The organism is Comamonas composti DSM 21721, assembly GCF_000429845.1.
Classification (GTDB): Bacteria; Pseudomonadota; Gammaproteobacteria; order Burkholderiales; family Burkholderiaceae_C; genus Comamonas; species Comamonas composti.
Genome location: NZ_KE386974.1, coordinates 24,852 through 40,686, shown reverse-complemented (window position 1 = coordinate 40,686; position 15,835 = coordinate 24,852). Strand labels below are relative to the sequence as shown.

General features: G+C 65.0%; 14 protein-coding genes. 8 read left to right on the top strand and 6 right to left on the bottom strand.

The features are described 5' to 3' along the window. Positions 1-70: 70 nt before the first annotated feature. From gltX to folC, 6 genes are all read right to left on the bottom strand, one after another. Positions 71-1,480: a glutamate--tRNA ligase gene (gene gltX, locus G486_RS0120375; RefSeq protein ID WP_027017195.1), complete on the bottom strand. Its 1,410-nt coding sequence runs from the start codon at positions 1,478-1,480 to the stop codon at positions 71-73. A gap of 99 nt (positions 1,481-1,579) precedes the next feature. Then, positions 1,580-2,794 (bottom strand): O-succinylhomoserine sulfhydrylase, encoded by a 1,215-nt coding sequence (locus tag G486_RS0120370; protein ID WP_027017194.1) that lies wholly within the window; start codon positions 2,792-2,794, stop codon positions 1,580-1,582. Between the two features lie 262 nt (positions 2,795-3,056). After that, entirely contained in the window at positions 3,057-4,565 is a 1,509-nt protein-coding gene (gene purF / locus G486_RS0120360; RefSeq protein ID WP_027017193.1) for an amidophosphoribosyltransferase, read from the bottom strand. Positions 4,566-4,651: 86 nt separating this feature from the next. Then, a complete protein-coding gene (locus tag G486_RS0120355) occupies positions 4,652-5,155 on the bottom strand; it encodes a CvpA family protein (protein WP_027017192.1) in 504 nt (167 codons plus the stop codon). A 27-nt stretch (positions 5,156-5,182) separates the two neighbouring features. After that, a complete protein-coding gene (locus G486_RS0120350) occupies positions 5,183-6,043 on the bottom strand; it encodes an SPOR domain-containing protein (RefSeq protein WP_027017191.1) in 861 nt (286 codons plus the stop codon). Between the two features lie 72 nt (positions 6,044-6,115). Beyond that, positions 6,116-7,432 carry a bifunctional tetrahydrofolate synthase/dihydrofolate synthase gene (gene folC, locus G486_RS0120345; RefSeq protein WP_027017190.1) on the bottom strand — a complete coding sequence of 439 codons (1,317 nt, stop codon included), beginning with the start codon at positions 7,430-7,432 and terminating at the stop codon, positions 6,116-6,118. Between the two features lie 76 nt (positions 7,433-7,508). Between folC and G486_RS0120340 the strand changes: the two genes are divergently transcribed. The 8 genes from G486_RS0120340 (at position 7,509) to G486_RS0120305 (ending at position 15,785) form a co-directional block, all read left to right on the top strand. Then, positions 7,509-7,886 (top strand): ArsC family reductase, encoded by a 378-nt coding sequence (locus G486_RS0120340; protein WP_027017189.1) that lies wholly within the window; start codon positions 7,509-7,511, stop codon positions 7,884-7,886. A 116-nt stretch (positions 7,887-8,002) separates the two neighbouring features. Then, positions 8,003-8,737: a glycine zipper 2TM domain-containing protein gene (locus G486_RS0120335; RefSeq protein ID WP_027017188.1), complete on the top strand. Its 735-nt coding sequence runs from the start codon at positions 8,003-8,005 to the stop codon at positions 8,735-8,737. A 129-nt stretch (positions 8,738-8,866) separates the two neighbouring features. After that, on the top strand, positions 8,867-9,184 hold the full coding sequence (gene ppnP / locus G486_RS0120330) for a pyrimidine/purine nucleoside phosphorylase (protein WP_027017187.1): 318 nt from the start codon (positions 8,867-8,869) through the stop codon (positions 9,182-9,184). Positions 9,185-9,264: 80 nt separating this feature from the next. Further along, positions 9,265-10,605, top strand: coding sequence for an argininosuccinate synthase (gene argG, locus G486_RS0120325; RefSeq protein WP_027017186.1), 1,341 nt, complete (start codon positions 9,265-9,267; stop codon positions 10,603-10,605). Positions 10,606-10,747: 142 nt separating this feature from the next. Further along, entirely contained in the window at positions 10,748-11,755 is a 1,008-nt protein-coding gene (locus G486_RS0120320; RefSeq protein WP_027017185.1) for a LysR family transcriptional regulator, read from the top strand. A gap of 134 nt (positions 11,756-11,889) precedes the next feature. Then, positions 11,890-13,491 carry a class I adenylate-forming enzyme family protein gene (locus tag G486_RS0120315; RefSeq protein ID WP_051303705.1) on the top strand — a complete coding sequence of 534 codons (1,602 nt, stop codon included), beginning with the start codon at positions 11,890-11,892 and terminating at the stop codon, positions 13,489-13,491. Positions 13,492-13,508: 17 nt separating this feature from the next. Then, complete coding sequence (locus G486_RS0120310; RefSeq protein ID WP_034388628.1) at positions 13,509-14,744, top strand: acyl-CoA dehydrogenase family protein; 1,236 nt, start codon at positions 13,509-13,511, stop codon at positions 14,742-14,744. 36 nt (positions 14,745-14,780) lie between these two features. Further along, the gene (locus G486_RS0120305) at positions 14,781-15,785 is read left to right on the top strand and encodes a Bug family tripartite tricarboxylate transporter substrate binding protein (protein WP_027017182.1); all 1,005 of its coding nucleotides are present in this window, start codon (positions 14,781-14,783) and stop codon (positions 15,783-15,785) included. Positions 15,786-15,835 lie beyond the last annotated feature (50 nt).

Below are 15,835 nucleotides of genomic sequence, written 5' to 3'. Positions count from 1 at the left end.
AATCTTTTCCGACAACGCTTTTGTTTTTAATCAACCGCGTTGTGCAGAGCCTCGAATTATAGACAGATTTTCAACGGTTTTTCAAACGGGCCAGAATTTTTTCACAACCCAGCAATTCCAGCACCGCATCCACCGATGGCGTATGCGCCGTACCCACGGTCAGAACGCGCACGGGCATGGCCAGCACGGGCATCTTCACCCCCTGCTCCTTGAGCACTTGCTTGATGGCGGCGGCAATGGCTTCCTTGCTCCATTCCACGGTTTGCATGGCGGCGGCAAAGGCATCCAGCACGGCCTGGGCCTCGGGCGTCACATGCTTGGCGTAGTCCTCGGCATTACGCTCCACGCTGTCCACATAAAACACCTTGACCCAGTTGGCCAGGTCCACCAGGGTTTCGCAGCGGTCCTTGAACAGGGCCACGATGCGCACCAGGCGGTCGTCGGCTTCCAGCGCAGCCGCATCCACACCGGCCTTGCGCACAAAGGGCTTGGCCAGTGCGGCCAGTGCCACATCGTCCATGGCCTTCAGATGCTGGGCATTCACCCAGCGCAGCTTGGCCTCGTCGAACTGGCCGGCGCTGCGACCCAGGTGGTCCAGATTGAACCACTCCAGGAACTGGGCACGGCTGAAGATTTCGTCGTCGCCATGGCTCCAGCCCAGGCGGGCCAGGTAGTTCACCATGGCGTCGGGCAGATAGCCCTCGTCGCGGTACTGCGTCACGGCCTTGGCGCCGTTGCGCTTGCTCATCTTTTCGCCCTGCTCGTTGAGCACGGTGGGCAGGTGGGCAAACACCGGCACCTGGGCGCCCAGGGCCTCGAAGATGTGGATCTGGCGCGGCGTGTTGTTCACATGGTCGTCACCACGGATGACATGGGTGATGGCCATGTCCATATCGTCCACGCAGACGCAGAAGTTGTAGGTGGGCGTGCCATCGGGGCGGGCAATCACCAGATCGTCCAGCTCCGAGTTCTGGAACTCGATGCGACCCTTGCACTTGTCTTCCCAGGCCACCACGCCGTCCTTGGGCGTCTTGAAGCGCAGCACGGGCTTCACACCCTCGGGAATCTGGGGCAGCACCTTGCCGGGCTCGGGACGCCAGGTCCCGTCATAGCGCGGCTTTTCCTTGTTCGCCATCTGCTTCTCGCGCAGGGCGTCCAGCTCTTCCATGCTCATATAGCAGGGGTAGACATGGCCTTTTTCCTGCAGCGTGGCCAGCACTTCCTTGTAGCGGTCCATGCGCTGCATTTGGTAGAACGGGCCTTCGTCATGACTCAGTTGCAGCCACTCCATGCCTTCGATGATCACATCCACCGAAGCCTGGGTGGAGCGCTCCAGGTCGGTGTCCTCGATGCGCAGAATGAAGTCGCCACCATGGGCGCGGGCAAAGGCCCAGGGGTAGAGGGCCGAGCGGATATTGCCCAGGTGGATGAAACCCGTGGGCGAAGGGGCGAAGCGGGTGCGTATTTTTTTCAAAGTCATTGTGTTTGTCCATGCGCGGCGTAGGCCGCAGGCATCGCGGATTGTCCATGCTCCTGGTATCGCCCCCGCGAGGAAAGAGATGCGAGACGGCGCAGAAGTTCAGGAAAGCGTATCCAGCCCCCTGGAAAGATCGGCCTTGAGATCGTCCAGGTGCTCGAGACCGACGGAGATGCGCAGCAAGCCCTGACCGATGCCGGCGGCGCGGCGCTGGTCTTCGCTCAGGCGGCCGTGCGAGGTGCTGGCCGGATGGGTGATGGTAGTCTTGACGTCGCCGAGGTTGGCCGTGATCGAACACACACGCGTGCTGTCGGCCACATGAAAGGCATTTGCACGCAGCTGCTCGGCGCCCTCGCCCAGCACATCGAAGGACAGCACCGGGCCGCCCATGCCGTTTTGCTGGCGCATGGCCAGTGCATGCTGGGGATGGCTTTCAAGACCCGGGTAGTAGACGCGCGTGACATTCGGATGGGCCTCAAGCCAGTGCGCCAGCTCCAGCGCGGCGGCGCTTTGGGCGCGCACGCGCAGCGCCAGGGTCTCCATGCCCTTGAGCATGACCCAGGCGTTGAAGGGCGCAATATTGAGCCCGCCGCTGCGCAGAAAAGTGCCCATGATCTTGTCCACCACGGCGGTCGAGCCGCAGACCGCGCCGCCCATGGTCCGGCCCTGGCCGTCGAGCAGCTTGGTGCCCGAGTGAATGATCAGATCGGCCCCGAACCGGGCGGGCCGCTGCAGCACGGGCGAAGCAAAGCTGTTGTCCACGGCCAGCAGCGCGCCATGGGCATGGGCCAGCCCGGCCAGCGCCTCGATGTCGCACAGGTCGGTCAGCGGATTGGTCGGCGTCTCGGCAAACAGCAGGCGCGTATTGGGCCTGATGGCCGCCTTCCAGGCCGCCACATCGGTTTGCGCGACAAAGCTGGTCTCTATGCCGAAGCGCACCATCTCCCCACCGAGCAGCCGGATGGTGGAGCCGAACATGGATTGCGAGCAGACCACATGGTCGCCGGCCTTGAGCACGGTCAGCGCCATGAGCAAGATCGCGCCCATGCCCGTGGACGTGCCCACTGCGCATTCCGTGCCCTCCATGGCCGCCAGGCGTTGCTCGAAGCTGGCCACCGTGGGATTGGCCGTGCGGCTATAGGTATAGCCGGCTTCCTCGTTGGCGAAGCGGCGCGCGGCCGTGGCGCAGTCGGGCTGCACAAAGCTGCTGGTCAGATACAGCGCCTCGCTGTGCTCGCCCCATTGGCTGCGCTCCACGGCTTCGCGCACGGCAAGAGTTTCTGGATGCAGATTCCGCGGCAGTGTGTGATGGGTCACGATGATGAGTCCTTGCTGATGAATAACGCCATCTCTGGCGAGGAAACAGCAGGTATATACAAAAATGAGAGCTGCCTGCGCTTGCCCTACAACGTTTTTATTATTCTTTAATATCGAAAACCAATATGGACAAGCGCAGCAAGCTCCTTTTTCACAACCTGCGGCCTTGCCCGGGCTGGCGCCCGGCCAGCCCGTTTCTGCGCCGCCAGCCGGACCACATGGCCCCGGCGCGGCTCAAGAAGCCGGGCAAGGGCAGGAGCGCTCAGACCTCCTGGGCATTGGGCAGGGACAGGCGCGAGGTGTCTTCCTGCTCCTCCTCGCCGCCACGGTTGCGGCCTTCGTTGAGCGCCGTCACCTCTTCATTGGAGATGTCGCCCGTGATGTAGACACCGTCGAAGCACGAGGCCTCGAAGCCCTGCACCGCCGGGTTGATCTTGCCCACGGCCTGCTTCATGGCCTCCACGTCCTGGTAGATCAGCGCATCGCAGCCGATCACCGCGCGGATTTCTTCCACCGTGCGGCCATGGGCCACGAGCTCGGTGCGCGTGGGCATGTCGATGCCATAGACATTCGGGTGGCGCACCGGAGGCGCTGCCGAGGCCAGATAGACCTTGACCGCGCCCGCATCGCGCGCCATCTGCACGATCTCCTTGGAGGTCGTGCCGCGCACGATGGAGTCATCCACCAGCAGCACCTTGCGGCCCTTGAACTCGCTGCCGATGGCGTTGAGCTTTTGGCGCACCGACTTCTTGCGCGTGCCCTGGCCCGGCATGATGAAGGTGCGGCCCACGTAGCGGTTCTTCACAAAGCCTTCGCGATAGGGAATGCCCAGAAGCTGGGCCAGTTGCATGGCGCTGGGGCGGCTGGATTCGGGGATCGGGATGATGGCGTCGATCTCGCGCGGCGACACCGTGGAGATCACGCGCTTGGCCAGGGTTTCGCCCATGTTCAGACGCGCCTGGTAGACCGAGATGCCGTCCATGACCGAGTCCGGTCGCGCCAGATAGACATACTCGAACACGCAGGGGCTCAAACGCGTCTCCTCAGCGCATTGCTCGCTGTGGAGAATGCCGTCATTGCCGATGAACACGGCCTCGCCGGGCGCAATATCGCGCTCGAACTGGTGCAGCGTGCCCTCCAGCGCCACCGACTCGCTGGCCAGCATATAAGTGCCATCCGCGCTCTTGCCCATGCACAGCGGACGGATGCCAAAGGGATCGCGAAAGGCCAGCAGGCCATAGCCTGCGATCAGCGCGATCACCGCATACGAGCCCTTGATGCGCTGGTGCACGGCGCGTACGGCCTTGAAGACCTCGTCGGGCGTCAGCGGCGCACCGCTGGAGGCTCTGCCGATTTCATGCGCCAGCACGTTGAGCAGCACTTCGGAGTCGCTCTCGGTGTTGGTGTGGCGGTGATCGGTCTCGGCGAGCTCATGGCGCAACTGCTTGGCGTTGGTGAGGTTGCCGTTGTGCACCATCACGATGCCGAAGGGCGCGTTCACGTAGAACGGCTGGGCCTCTTCCTCGCTGGCCGCGCTGCCCGCCGTGGGATAGCGCACCTGGCCCAGACCCACCGTGCCCGGCAGGGCGCGCATATTGCGGGTGCGGAACACGTCGCGGACCATGCCCTTGGCCTTGTGCATGAAGAACTTGCGTTCCTGCTGGGTCACGATGCCGGCCGCATCCTGACCCCGATGCTGCAACAGCAGCAAGGCGTCATAAATCAGTTGATTCACGGGTGAGGTGCTGACCACACCGACGATTCCACACATAGTTGCGTTCCATTTACTTGCAAGAGTCGCCTCTTGCTATGCGGGCCGGCCCGACCACCCATTGGCCGCGTCCATGCCCTCCAACTTCATCCCGGCCTTGCGGCGCGGGGCAGATATTGTTCCCAGCCCTGAGGCAGTTGCGGCAGAACCTGGGTCACGGCTTCGAGCAGCCAAGGCGCAGATGCCGAATCCTGCCACCATTGCCCTTCATGCAGCGGCGTGCTCAGGATCACCATGGCTGCGACCAGGGTCAGAACCAGACCGCGCAGCGCGCCAAACAAGGCGCCCAGGGCACGGTCCACGGGCCTGAGGCCCACGGCGTCGATGAGCTGGCGCGCCAGCCACGACAGCAGCCCCCAGGCGAACAGCGTAAGCACGAACAGCAGCACAAAGCCTGCCGCATAGCGCAACTGCGCATCCCAGGCCTCGAGCGGCAGCCACAGCCCCATGTCGCCGCCCCAGATGCGGGCCACGCCAAAGGCCACGAGCCAGCCCGCCAGAGACAACAGCTCATAGACCAGACCGCGCCAGGCCCCGAGCAGCATGGAGGCCAGCAGCCCTGCCAGCACAATCCAGTCCAGCGTGGTCATGAAGCTTTGCAGTCCGGTCTAGAGCGCCTAGAGCTTGAGCACCGATGCCGGCAGCCCCTGGTCCTTCACACGCGCCGCCGCCTTGTCGGCATCGGCCCGGTTGTTGTAGGGGCCGACGCGCACACGGGTGCGCTTGCCATCCTTGGTCTCCACGGACTGCGTAAAAGTCTTGAGCCCGGCCAGCTCCAGCTTGGCCCGCACCTCCTGCACTTTGGCACTGTCGGCAAACGCGCCCACCTGCACGATGAAGCGCTCGTTGGCCTCGGTCGCAGCCGGAGTGCTGCGGCCTTCGAGCAGGGCCCGCGCCCGGGCCGCCTCGTCGGGCTTGGGCTCGGGTTTCGGCTTGGGCTCGGGTTTTGGCTCAGGCTTGGGTTCGGGTTTTGGTTCCGGCTTGGGCTTGGGTTCAGGCTTGACCTCGGGCTTGGGCCTGGGCTCGGGCTTGACTTCGGGCTTTGGCTCGGGCTTGGGTTCAGGCCTGACCTCAGGCTTGGGCTCGGGTTTCGGCGCAGGCACGGGCCTGGGCTCGGGTACCGTCAGCTCTTCCTCGTCCGCGCCCAGAGAGGCCTGGGCCGGAATGCGCGCGCCCTGGTCAGCCTCATGGTGGCCGATGGCATTCGCACCGGGCACGACAAGAGGCGCCACGTTGTCGCGCTCGGGAATCTCGATCGGAATATCCACGGGAATCGGCCGGGGCTGGGTGTCGAACAGCAGCGGAAAGCCTATGACTCCCACCAGCACCAGCACGGCTGCACCTATGAGACGGTGGCGAGCGCGTCGGCGCATCACGTCCACGCTCTCGGCCTGACCCATGCGGGCCGGCCTTCTCGGCGCCTGGGGCTCATCGCCCTCGTCTTTTTTACCGGGCCAGCGAAAATTGAAAAATGCCATGAGTTGCGGACTCGTTCAGACCCGGCCCCGGCCCTTTGTCGCAAGGGGCAAGCCGGCTTCGGGTCTTTTGGTTCAAGTGCCCAGATGTTTTGCGTTCAGCCTCGGCGGGCCATCGAGCAGCACTCCGCCCACCGTATAGAACGAGCCAAAGACCACGATTCTATCAGCGGGGTCGGCCGCCGCCACGGCAGCATCAAGCGCCTGCTGGGGCGAATCGAAGCAGTCAACGCTTACCTCACGCCCCCCCCCGCCGAGCTGGGCCTCTATCTTGGCCGCCAGCTCCCGGGCCGGCTCGGCGCGCGGCGTGGGCAGGCTGGTCACATACCAGCGATCTATGAGCGGCCCCACCTTGGCCAGCATGGGCGCCAGGTCCTTGTCATGCATGGCGCCAAAGACCGCGTGCGTGCAGGGGAAGTAGCCCATGGCATCGAGGTTGGCCGTGAGTGCGGCCACCGAGTGCGGGTTGTGGGCCACGTCCAGCACCAGGGCCGGCTGACCGGGAATGATCTGAAAGCGCCCCGGCAGCTCGACCATGGACAGCCCCGTGCGCACGGCCTGGGCCGTGATCGGCAACTGAGGGCGAATCGCCTCCAGCGCGGCCAGCGCGCCTGCGGCATTCACCAGCTGATTGGCCCCGCGCAGCGCGGGATAGGCCAGGCCCGCATAGCGGCGCCCACGTCCGGCCCAGGCCCATTGCTGCTTGTCGCCGGAGAAGTTGAAGTCACGCCCAAAGCGCCACAGGTCGGCGCCAAGCGCGCTCGCATGGTCGATCACGCTTTGCGGCGGCACGGGGTCGCTGACCACCACGGGCCGGCCCGCGCGCATGATGCCGGCCTTCTCGCGGCCAATGCTCTCGCGGTCGGGGCCCAGAAACTCCACGTGATCCACATCTATGCTGGTGATGACCGCACAGTCCGCATCGATGATGTTGGTTGCATCCAGGCGACCGCCCAGGCCGACCTCGAGAATCGCCAGATCGAGCCTGGACTGGCTCATGATGCGCAGGATGGCCAGCGTGGTGAACTCGAAATACGTGAGCTGCACCTCGCTGCCCTCGACGCGCGCCTGCTCCACGGCGTCGAAATGCGGCAGCAACTGCCCGGCCGAAACAATCTCGCCGCCCAGGCGGCAGCGCTCCTCGAAATGCACGAGATGGGGCGAGGTAAAAACACCGGGCCGGTAACCGGCCTGCAAGGCCACGGCTTCGAGCATGGCACAGGTCGAGCCCTTGCCGTTGGTGCCGGCCACGGTGATCACGGGGCAGTTGAAGGAGAGCTTCAGGCGGCGCGCCACTTCGCGCACGCGCTCCAGGCCCAGGGCAATATTGTTGGGGTGCAGACTCTCGCAATAGGAGAGCCATTCAGCCAGAGAGGGGAATGTGGTGTGCATACTGTGCGCTATTGTTACCCAGCCGCCCGGCCCCCACGGGCCGGGCCGCGCACAACCCCTCAAGGCACCAGAACATATGACACAAGCTGCAATCACTGTTTACGGCATCCCGAATTGCGACACCGTGAAAAAAGCCAGGGCCTGGCTGACCGAGCAAGGCCTGGCCTACGAATTCCACGACTTCAAGAAGCAAGGCGTGCCGGCCGACCAGTTGCCGCTATGGCTTGCCGCAGCCGGCCTCGATGTCTTGCTCAACCGCAAGGGCACGACCTGGCGCAAGCTCGATGCCGAGACCCAGGCCAGCGCCCAGAGCGAAGCCGGCGCCGTCGCCCTGATGCAGGAGCAGCCCAGTGTCATCAAGCGCCCCGTGGTGCGCTGGCCCAATGCACATATCAGCGTGGGCTTTGCGCCCGAGGCCTGGAGCAGGCTGCAGGAGCAAACCCGCACGAAATAAGCCGGGGACAAGGATTTACCCAGGTTTACAAGCCAGACAGTCTTGGCGAAAGGCAAGTGACTAAACTCTCGATCTATCCAAGCGGCCCGATGACCGGGGCGCACAGGAGTGCCATCATGAAATCTCTCTGGATTGCCGTCTTGTCCGTCTCCACCGCCACACTGGCCATGGCCCAGGAGCGCGGCCGCGTGATCTCGGTCACTCCCGTGACCCAGGTCGTGACCATACCCGAGCAAAGCTGCCGCGATGAAACCGTGGCCGTAGCCCCCCAGCCTTCGGGCGCAGGGGCCGTGCTGGGCGCCGTGGCCGGCGGCGTCCTGGGCAATGCCATAGGCCATGGCGGCGGCCGGGCAGCTGCCACGGCGGCCGGGGCCATAGGCGGCGCCATCCTGGGCAACCAGGTCGAGTCATCCGGCCCGCCCGCCTACCAGGTGCAGCGCCGCTGCACCACCCAGACCTTCTACCAGAACCGTGCCGTGGCCTATGACGTGGTCTATGAATACGCAGGCCGCCAGTACAGCACGCGCACCACCACACCTCCCGGCGACTGGATTGCGCTCTCGGTACAGCCTGCGGCCAACAGCAGCGCCTACTCCAGCAATGGCAGCTACGACAGCGACATGCCGCCCCAGGCCGCCTATGCCACCCAGCCTGCGGCGCCCACCGTGATCTACCAGAACGAGTACTACACGCCAGCGCCCGTATATGTAGCCCCCAGCCCCAACTACGTGGCTCCCATGCTCATAGGCGCCGGCATTGCAGCCGGCACCTACTACGCCTCCCGCCCCTACTACGGACCGCGCTATTACGGCGGCTACAACGGCAGCTACCGCCATAGCTGGCGCCGCTGACCTGCGACCCCGCACGAGACCTTCGCCAAGCCCCGCCTGCGGGGCTTTTCTCTTTCTACGGCCCCCAAGCACGGCAGCTCGCGGGCACTGGCCTAGAATCGCAGGCTTCGATCTGTTTTTTGTCTTTCCATGACCACCGAGCAAATCTCCGGCGTCAATCTGACGACCAAGGCCAATGTCTACTTTGACGGCAAGTGCGTGAGCCACAGCTTCACCCTGGCCGATGGCACGAAAAAATCGGTGGGCGTGGTGCTTGCCGCCGAGCTGAGTTTTGGCACGACCGCTGCCGAAATCATGGAGTGCGTGGGCGGCAGCTGCGAATACCGCCTGCAGGGCTCCGAGGTCTGGAGCAAGTCCGAGCCCGGCGAGAAATTCCAGATCCCGGCCAACTCCAAATTCGATATCCGCGTGGCCGAAACCTACCACTACATCTGCCACTACGCCTGAAAGCCCGGATTACCCACTATTTTTGGCTCTAGCGCTTACCAGTCTTGCGCTAGCCGCTATTGTTTTAAGAGAAGCGAGCGATGGAAACCATACTTCAAAACCTTCCCGTCGGCCAAAAGGTCGGCATTGCCTTTTCGGGCGGACTGGACACCAGCGCAGCCCTGCGCTGGATGAAGAACAAGGGCGCCCTGCCCTATGCCTACACGGCCAACCTGGGCCAGCCCGACGAGGCGGACTACGACGAGATCCCGCGCAAGGCCATGGAGTACGGCGCTGAAAAGGCCCGCCTCATCGACTGCCGCACCCAGCTCGCGAATGAAGGCATTGCCGCCATCCAGGCCGGCGCCTTCCACGTCTCCACGGGCGGCATCACCTACTTCAACACCACCCCGCTGGGCCGCGCCGTCACGGGCACCATGCTGGTGGCCGCGATGAAGGAGGACGACGTCAACATCTGGGGGGACGGCTCGACCTTCAAGGGCAATGACATCGAGCGCTTCTACCGCTACGGCCTGCTGACCAACCCCGCGCTCAAGATCTACAAGCCCTGGCTGGACCAACAGTTCATCGACGAGCTCGGCGGCCGCGCCGAGATGTCGGCCTTCATGACCAAGGAAGGCTTTGGCTACAAGATGTCGGCCGAGAAGGCCTACTCCACCGACTCCAACATGCTGGGCGCCACCCACGAAGCCAAGGACCTGGAGTTCCTGAACAGCGGCATCCGCATCGTCAACCCCATCATGGGCGTGGCGTTCTGGAAGCCCGAGGTCGAAGTCAAGGCCGAGGAAGTGTCGGTGACCTTCGAAGAAGGCCGCCCCGTGGCCTTGAACGGCAAGCGCATCGAAGACCCGGTGGAATTCTTCCTGGAAGCCAACCGCATCGGCGGCCGCCACGGCCTGGGCATGAGCGACCAGATCGAGAACCGCATCATCGAAGCCAAGAGCCGCGGCATCTACGAAGCCCCGGGCATGGCCCTGCTGCACATCGCCTACGAGCGCCTGGTGACCGGCATCCACAACGAGGACACCATCGAGCAGTACCGCATCAACGGCCTGCGTCTGGGCCGCCTGCTGTACCAGGGCCGCTGGTTCGACCCCCAGGCAATCATGCTGCGCGAAACTGCCCAGCGCTGGATTGCACGCGCCGTGACCGGCACCGTCACGCTGGAGCTGCGCCGTGGCAACGACTACTCGCTGCTCGACACCGAATCGCCGAACCTGACCTATGCGCCCGAGCGCCTGTCCATGGAAAAGGTCGAGGACGCGCCCTTCAGCCCGCTGGACCGCATCGGCCAGCTGACCATGCGCAACCTGGACATCTCGGACACACGCGACAAGCTGGCCGTGTACTCGAACGCCGGCCTGCTGTCCCTGGGCGGTGATGCTGCCCTGGCCCAGCTCAACGACGGCAGCAAGAAGTAAAGCAAAAACAGGCTGTAGCGCTTACCCAGAAAGCGCTGACAGCTATCAAAACCATACCACCAGGGCTGCCTCTGGCGGTATGGTCGAGCCTCTCGTTCTCTCCCCAGGCTGCGGCTGCGCGCATTTGCCTTATCGTCGGCGCATGGATTTACGTTCTCTGCGCTACTTCATCGCCGTGCTGGAGGCGGGCTCGCTGTCCAAGGCCGCCCATTCTCTGTACGTGGCCCAGCCCGCGCTCAGCGCGCAGATCAAGAAGCTCGAGGCCGAACTCGGCACCCAGTTGCTGGAGCGCAGCCATACGGGCGTCACGCCCACGCCTGCGGGCAACCAGCTCTACGAGGATGGCCGGCGCCTGCTGTCCGACGCCGATGCCATGCGCGGTCGCATCCAGAGGCTGCCCCAGGGGCCCGAGGGCTCGGTCACCATTGCCATGCCCTTTTTGCTGGCCAGCCTGCTGCTGGGCCCGGTCATCGCCGGCCTGCGCGAAAGCCATCCGCGGGTGCGCATTTTCGTGCTCGATGACCTCAGCCTCATGGTGGAAAAAGCCCTGCTCGACAGGCGCGCAGACCTGGGCATCGTGGTGGACACGACGACGCTGGGCGATTTGCACGTAGACCCCATGGCCGAGGAGTCGATCTACCTGTGCGGCCGCGACGATGCCAAGGACAGCGCCGCAGCCGTGCTGCAGCCTGTCAGCGGCAACGGCCTGCCCCGCATCGACTTTGCCGATGCAGCCGGGCTGCCCCTGGTCCTGCAGTCACGCCGCTTTTCCACGCGCCAGGCCGTGGAGGCTGCCGCCAGCGCACGCCAGGTGCGCCTGAACATGGTCCATGAGCAGGATTCGGCGCGCGTCATACGCTCCCTATGCCATTGCGGTGCAGGCTTTGTGTTCATCCCGGCCTGCTCGCTGGCCGAAGCCCCGCCCTGGATGGGCGCTGCAGCGCCTGGCGGCGATGCACGCTGGATCATGGCCGAAGTCATCAACCCCAGCCTGCTGCGCAGCTACCACCTGGCCCAGCAGCCGGGCCGCAGCCGGGATGCGGCCGTGCAAGTCGTGCGCCAGGCCCTGCTCGCACAGGCCAGGGCCCTGATGGAGCAAGGCCTGTGGCAGGCACGCTGGCTTTACCCCCATGCCGAAGAATGGGCATAAACCCGCAGTCCAGAGCCATTTGATGGCCCGGATCGCTGCAAGTGCCTGCAGGCATTGGCCATCAATCCATTTGATGGGGCCTGATCGATAAACGGTATTTCCTGGGCCCCGGCATTGTTTGCCACATTGGGCCCATGCATTCCAATGACACTCATGACACCCTCTGCGAGCAGCCGCGCCGCGGGCGCGCCATCATCAACGTCGGCGAGCTCGTGGCACGCAGCTGCCGGCTGTATGCGACGCAGACCGCGCTGACCAGCGCCACCCGCAGCCTCAGCTATGGCGCGCTGGAGCAGCGCTCCAACCGCCTGGCCAATGCCTTGCTCGCCCAGGGCCTGCACCGGGGCGAGCGCGTGGGCATTTACCTGCCCAACTGCGTGGAAATCGTGGAGATCGAGCTCGCCTGCTACAAGGCCGGCCTGATCAAGGCACCCTTCAACGCCCGCCTGTCGCCGCGCGAAGTCGGCGAGGTGGCAGCCAACAGCGATGCCGCGCTGATCGTCACCACGGCCGAGCGCGCCGAAGCCATTCGCCCTCATCTGCAGCGCGCGGACACGGTCTTTCTGCTGCTCGACGGAGCCGGCGGGCAAGCCTACGAGACCGCCCTCGCGGCGGCCAGCGACCGCTTCCATCCCGTGGCCGTTGGCGAGCACGAAGTGGCCGTGCTGCACTACACCTCGGGCTCCTCGGGCGTGCTCAAGGCCGCCATGCAGACCTTTGGCAACCGGCTGGCCCAGCTGCGCAAGTTTCTGATGCGCGGCGAGAGCATGCAAGGCGGCCACATCCTGGGCCTGGTCGGCCCCGTGACCCATGCCTCGGGCATGCAGATCGTGCCTGCGCTGTGCAGCGGCGCTGCCATCCATCTGTTCTCCGGCTTCGAGCCTGGGGCCTTCATCGAGGAGATGAAGAGCCGGCGCATCAGCCACACCTTCATGGTGCCGACCATGATCAACATGCTGCTTGCCGAGCTCCAGGGCCGGTACCGGCCCCTGCCCGATCTGCAGCGCCTGGGCTATGGCGCAGCCCCCATGGCGCCGACTCGCATCCTGCAGGCCATGGATGTGTTCGGCCCCGTGCTCACCCAGGGCTATGGCGCGGGCGAGACCACCTCGGGCGTGTGCGCGCTCACGGTGCAAGACCACTTGCATGCGCGTGCGGCCCGGCCCGAGCGCCTGGCCTCATGCGGCCGCCCCTTCCTCGAGTCTCTGGTGGAGATCGTCGACGAAAGCGGCCAGCCCGTGGCCCAGGGCGAGGTTGGCGAGATCGTGGTCAGTGGCGAGGACGTGTTCGCAGGCTACTGGCGTGCGCCCGAGCTGACGGCCGAAGTGCTGATCAACGGCCGCTACCACACGGGCGACCTGGCACGCGCCGACGACGAGGGCTTTGTCTACATCGTGGACCGCAAAAAGGACATGGTCATCAGCGGCGGCTTCAACGTCTACCCCTCCGAGGTCGAGGCCGTGCTCTACGAGCACGCCAGCGTGGCCGATGCCTGCGTGTTCGCCATCCCCGACGACAAATGGGGCGAGGCCGTGGCCGCGCACATCGTGCTCAAGCCCGGCCAGTTGCCGGACCTCGCAGCGCTGGAGCGGTTTTGCGCCGAGCGCCTGGGCGGCTTCAAGCGCCCGCGCCATATCGAGTTCGTGCAGCAACTGCCCCGAAACCCCAATGGCAAGCCCATGCGCAAGGCGGTACAGGCCGCCTACTGGAGCGGCCACAGCCGCAAGGTGAACTGAGAAAGGCAAAGCTTCGAATGACGAACCCAAACCCCTACCCCGACCTGCCGCAGAACCATTTGCTGAAGCAGGCCTTCGAAGGCTCGGCACGCGCACACGCGCTGATCGAGGCCTTGCAGGACTTTCTGCACGGCGAGCTCGCCGAGCTCGCCCAGATGCATGGCATAGACCATGAGCACAGCCCCGACAAGAGCCTGCTGCGCAAAGTCTGGCAGCGCTCGCATGCGCTGGGCTTTTACGGCATGACTCTGCCGCAGAGCATGGGCGGAGAAGCGCTGAGCGTGCTCGACCAGGTGCTGATCAAGGAGGCGATCTACGCCAGCGGCTCGCCTTTCGCCCCGCATGTGCTGGGCGAGCTCAGCGGCCCGCCACGCATAGGCGCCCTGGTGCGCAAGGCCACGCCGCTGCAGATGGAGCAATTCATTCTTCCCGTGGCGCGCGCCGAGAAGTCGATTTGCTTTGCGCTCACCGAGACCGAGGCCGGCTCGGATGCGGGCGCGCTGCAGACTCAGGCCCGGCTCGAGGGCGACAGCTATGTGCTCAGCGGTGCCAAGCGCTTCATCTCGGGCTCGCCCTTTGCGGACTTCGCCGTGCTCATGGCCTCGACCGCACCAGCGGACTCGGGCCAGCGCGAGATCAGCGCCTTCTTCGTGGACCTGCATGCGCCGGGTGTCGAAATCCGCTGCGGCTACAAGACCATGGCCGGACAATCCCACACGGGCGACATCCTGCTGGACCAGGTGCGCGTGCCGGCGGCCCAGCGCATTGGCGAGCCCGGGCGCGGCCTGGCCCTGGCCCTGGGGCGCATCACCGTCAACCGCCTGCTGCACTGCCCGGCCATGCTGGGCCTGGCCCAGGTCGCACTGTGCGATGCGCGCGACTATGCGCTGCAGCGCCGGCAGTTCGGACGCAGCATTGCCGACTTCCAGGCCCTGCAGCACATGCTGGCCGACATGGCCACGCAATGGATGGCGGCGCGCGCACTGATGCTGCAGACCGCCCGCGCGCTCGATGCAGGCATAGACGCGCGCGCCCAGGCCTCGATGAGCAAGCTGTTTTGCTCGGAAGCCGCGTTCGGCATTGCCGACAAGGCCGTGCAAATCCATGGCGGCGAAGGCATCGTCCAGGGCCGGCGCGTGGAATTCCTGTTCCGCATGCTACGCATGTACCGCGTGCTCACGGGCACCAGCGAGATCCAGCGCAACACCATCGCCAAGGAGCTGCTCTCGGTGCCCGGCGCCCAGCACGCATAAGACATAAGAAATCAGGCCTTCAAGGAGACAACACGCATGACTGCCCTCTCACGCCGCCGCCTTTTGAACCAGGCACTGGCCCACACCCTGGGCGGAGCCCTGCTGCCCCTGGCCGCGTCGACACGCGCCCAGGGTCATGGCCAGCCCTACCCGAGCCGCCCCATCAAATGGCTGGTGCCCTATCTCGCAGCCACGGCCCCGGACATTGCGGCCCGCATCCTGGCCGAAGCCGTAGGCCCCTTGCTGGGCCAGCCCATGATCATAGAAAACCGCGCGGGTGCAGCCGGCAACATAGGCACGCGCGTCGCGGCCAAGGCAGCGCCCGACGGCTACACCCTGCTCTATACGGGCACGCCGCTGGCCGCGAATATGCACATCTACAAAAGCCCAGGCTACGACGCACTCAAGGACTTTCGCCACATCATGCAGCTGAGCAGCTCCGACGTGGGGCTGGTCGTGCATGCGGACTCGGGCATTCATACGCTTGATGATCTTCTGCGCAGGCTGCGTGCTGCGCCAGGCGAGGTCGACTACGCCTCGGGCGGCATAGGCACGCCCTCGCACCTGGGTATGGAGCTGTTTCTGAGCATGAGCAAGGCCCGGGCCATGCATGTGCCCTACAAGGGCGCATCCGAGCTCGTGAATGCGGTTCTGAGCCGCCAGGTAAGCTTTGGCATGCCCATTTTTTCCGTGGCCCATCCCATGGTCATGGCAGGAAAGCTGCGCCTGCTGGCCGTGGCCAGCGCCAGGCGCAATCCCATGGCGCCCGAAACACCCACGCTCGCCGAACTCGGCATTGCGGGGGCCGAGCTCACGTCCTGGGGCGGGCTGTCCGTACCCGCCGGCACGCCGGACGCCGTGGTGGACACGATCTACAAGGCCTTTGCGCAGGCGCTCCAACAGCCTAAGGTGATTGCCGCGCTGCAGGAAAACGGCGGGCTGGTCGATGTGCGCGATGCGGCCTTCTTCACGCAAAGCATCCGCCAGGAGATGCAGCTGACCGAAGCCATGATGAAGAAGGTCGGACTGCAGCCGATCTAGGCCGGATGAATCGCCCCTGCCTTTTCCCAAGGCTCTGCGGCCAAGGCCTT

Coding starts and splice junctions, on each gene's coding strand:
- G486_RS0120310 (WP_034388628.1), top strand. CDS start 13,509: ATGACGAACCCAAACCCCTACCCCGACCTGCCGCAGAACCATTTGCTG.
- G486_RS0120320 (WP_027017185.1), top strand. CDS start 10,748: ATGGATTTACGTTCTCTGCGCTACTTCATCGCCGTGCTGGAGGCGGGC.
- gltX (WP_027017195.1), bottom strand. CDS start 1,480: ATGACTTTGAAAAAAATACGCACCCGCTTCGCCCCTTCGCCCACGGGT.
- G486_RS0120315 (WP_051303705.1), top strand. CDS start 11,890: ATGCATTCCAATGACACTCATGACACCCTCTGCGAGCAGCCGCGCCGC.
- G486_RS0120305 (WP_027017182.1), top strand. CDS start 14,781: ATGACTGCCCTCTCACGCCGCCGCCTTTTGAACCAGGCACTGGCCCAC.
- G486_RS0120350 (WP_027017191.1), bottom strand. CDS start 6,043: ATGGCATTTTTCAATTTTCGCTGGCCCGGTAAAAAAGACGAGGGCGAT.
- argG (WP_027017186.1), top strand. CDS start 9,265: ATGGAAACCATACTTCAAAACCTTCCCGTCGGCCAAAAGGTCGGCATT.
- G486_RS0120335 (WP_027017188.1), top strand. CDS start 8,003: ATGAAATCTCTCTGGATTGCCGTCTTGTCCGTCTCCACCGCCACACTG.
- folC (WP_027017190.1), bottom strand. CDS start 7,432: ATGCACACCACATTCCCCTCTCTGGCTGAATGGCTCTCCTATTGCGAG.
- G486_RS0120355 (WP_027017192.1), bottom strand. CDS start 5,155: ATGACCACGCTGGACTGGATTGTGCTGGCAGGGCTGCTGGCCTCCATG.
- G486_RS0120340 (WP_027017189.1), top strand. CDS start 7,509: ATGACACAAGCTGCAATCACTGTTTACGGCATCCCGAATTGCGACACC.
- ppnP (WP_027017187.1), top strand. CDS start 8,867: ATGACCACCGAGCAAATCTCCGGCGTCAATCTGACGACCAAGGCCAAT.
- purF (WP_027017193.1), bottom strand. CDS start 4,565: ATGTGTGGAATCGTCGGTGTGGTCAGCACCTCACCCGTGAATCAACTG.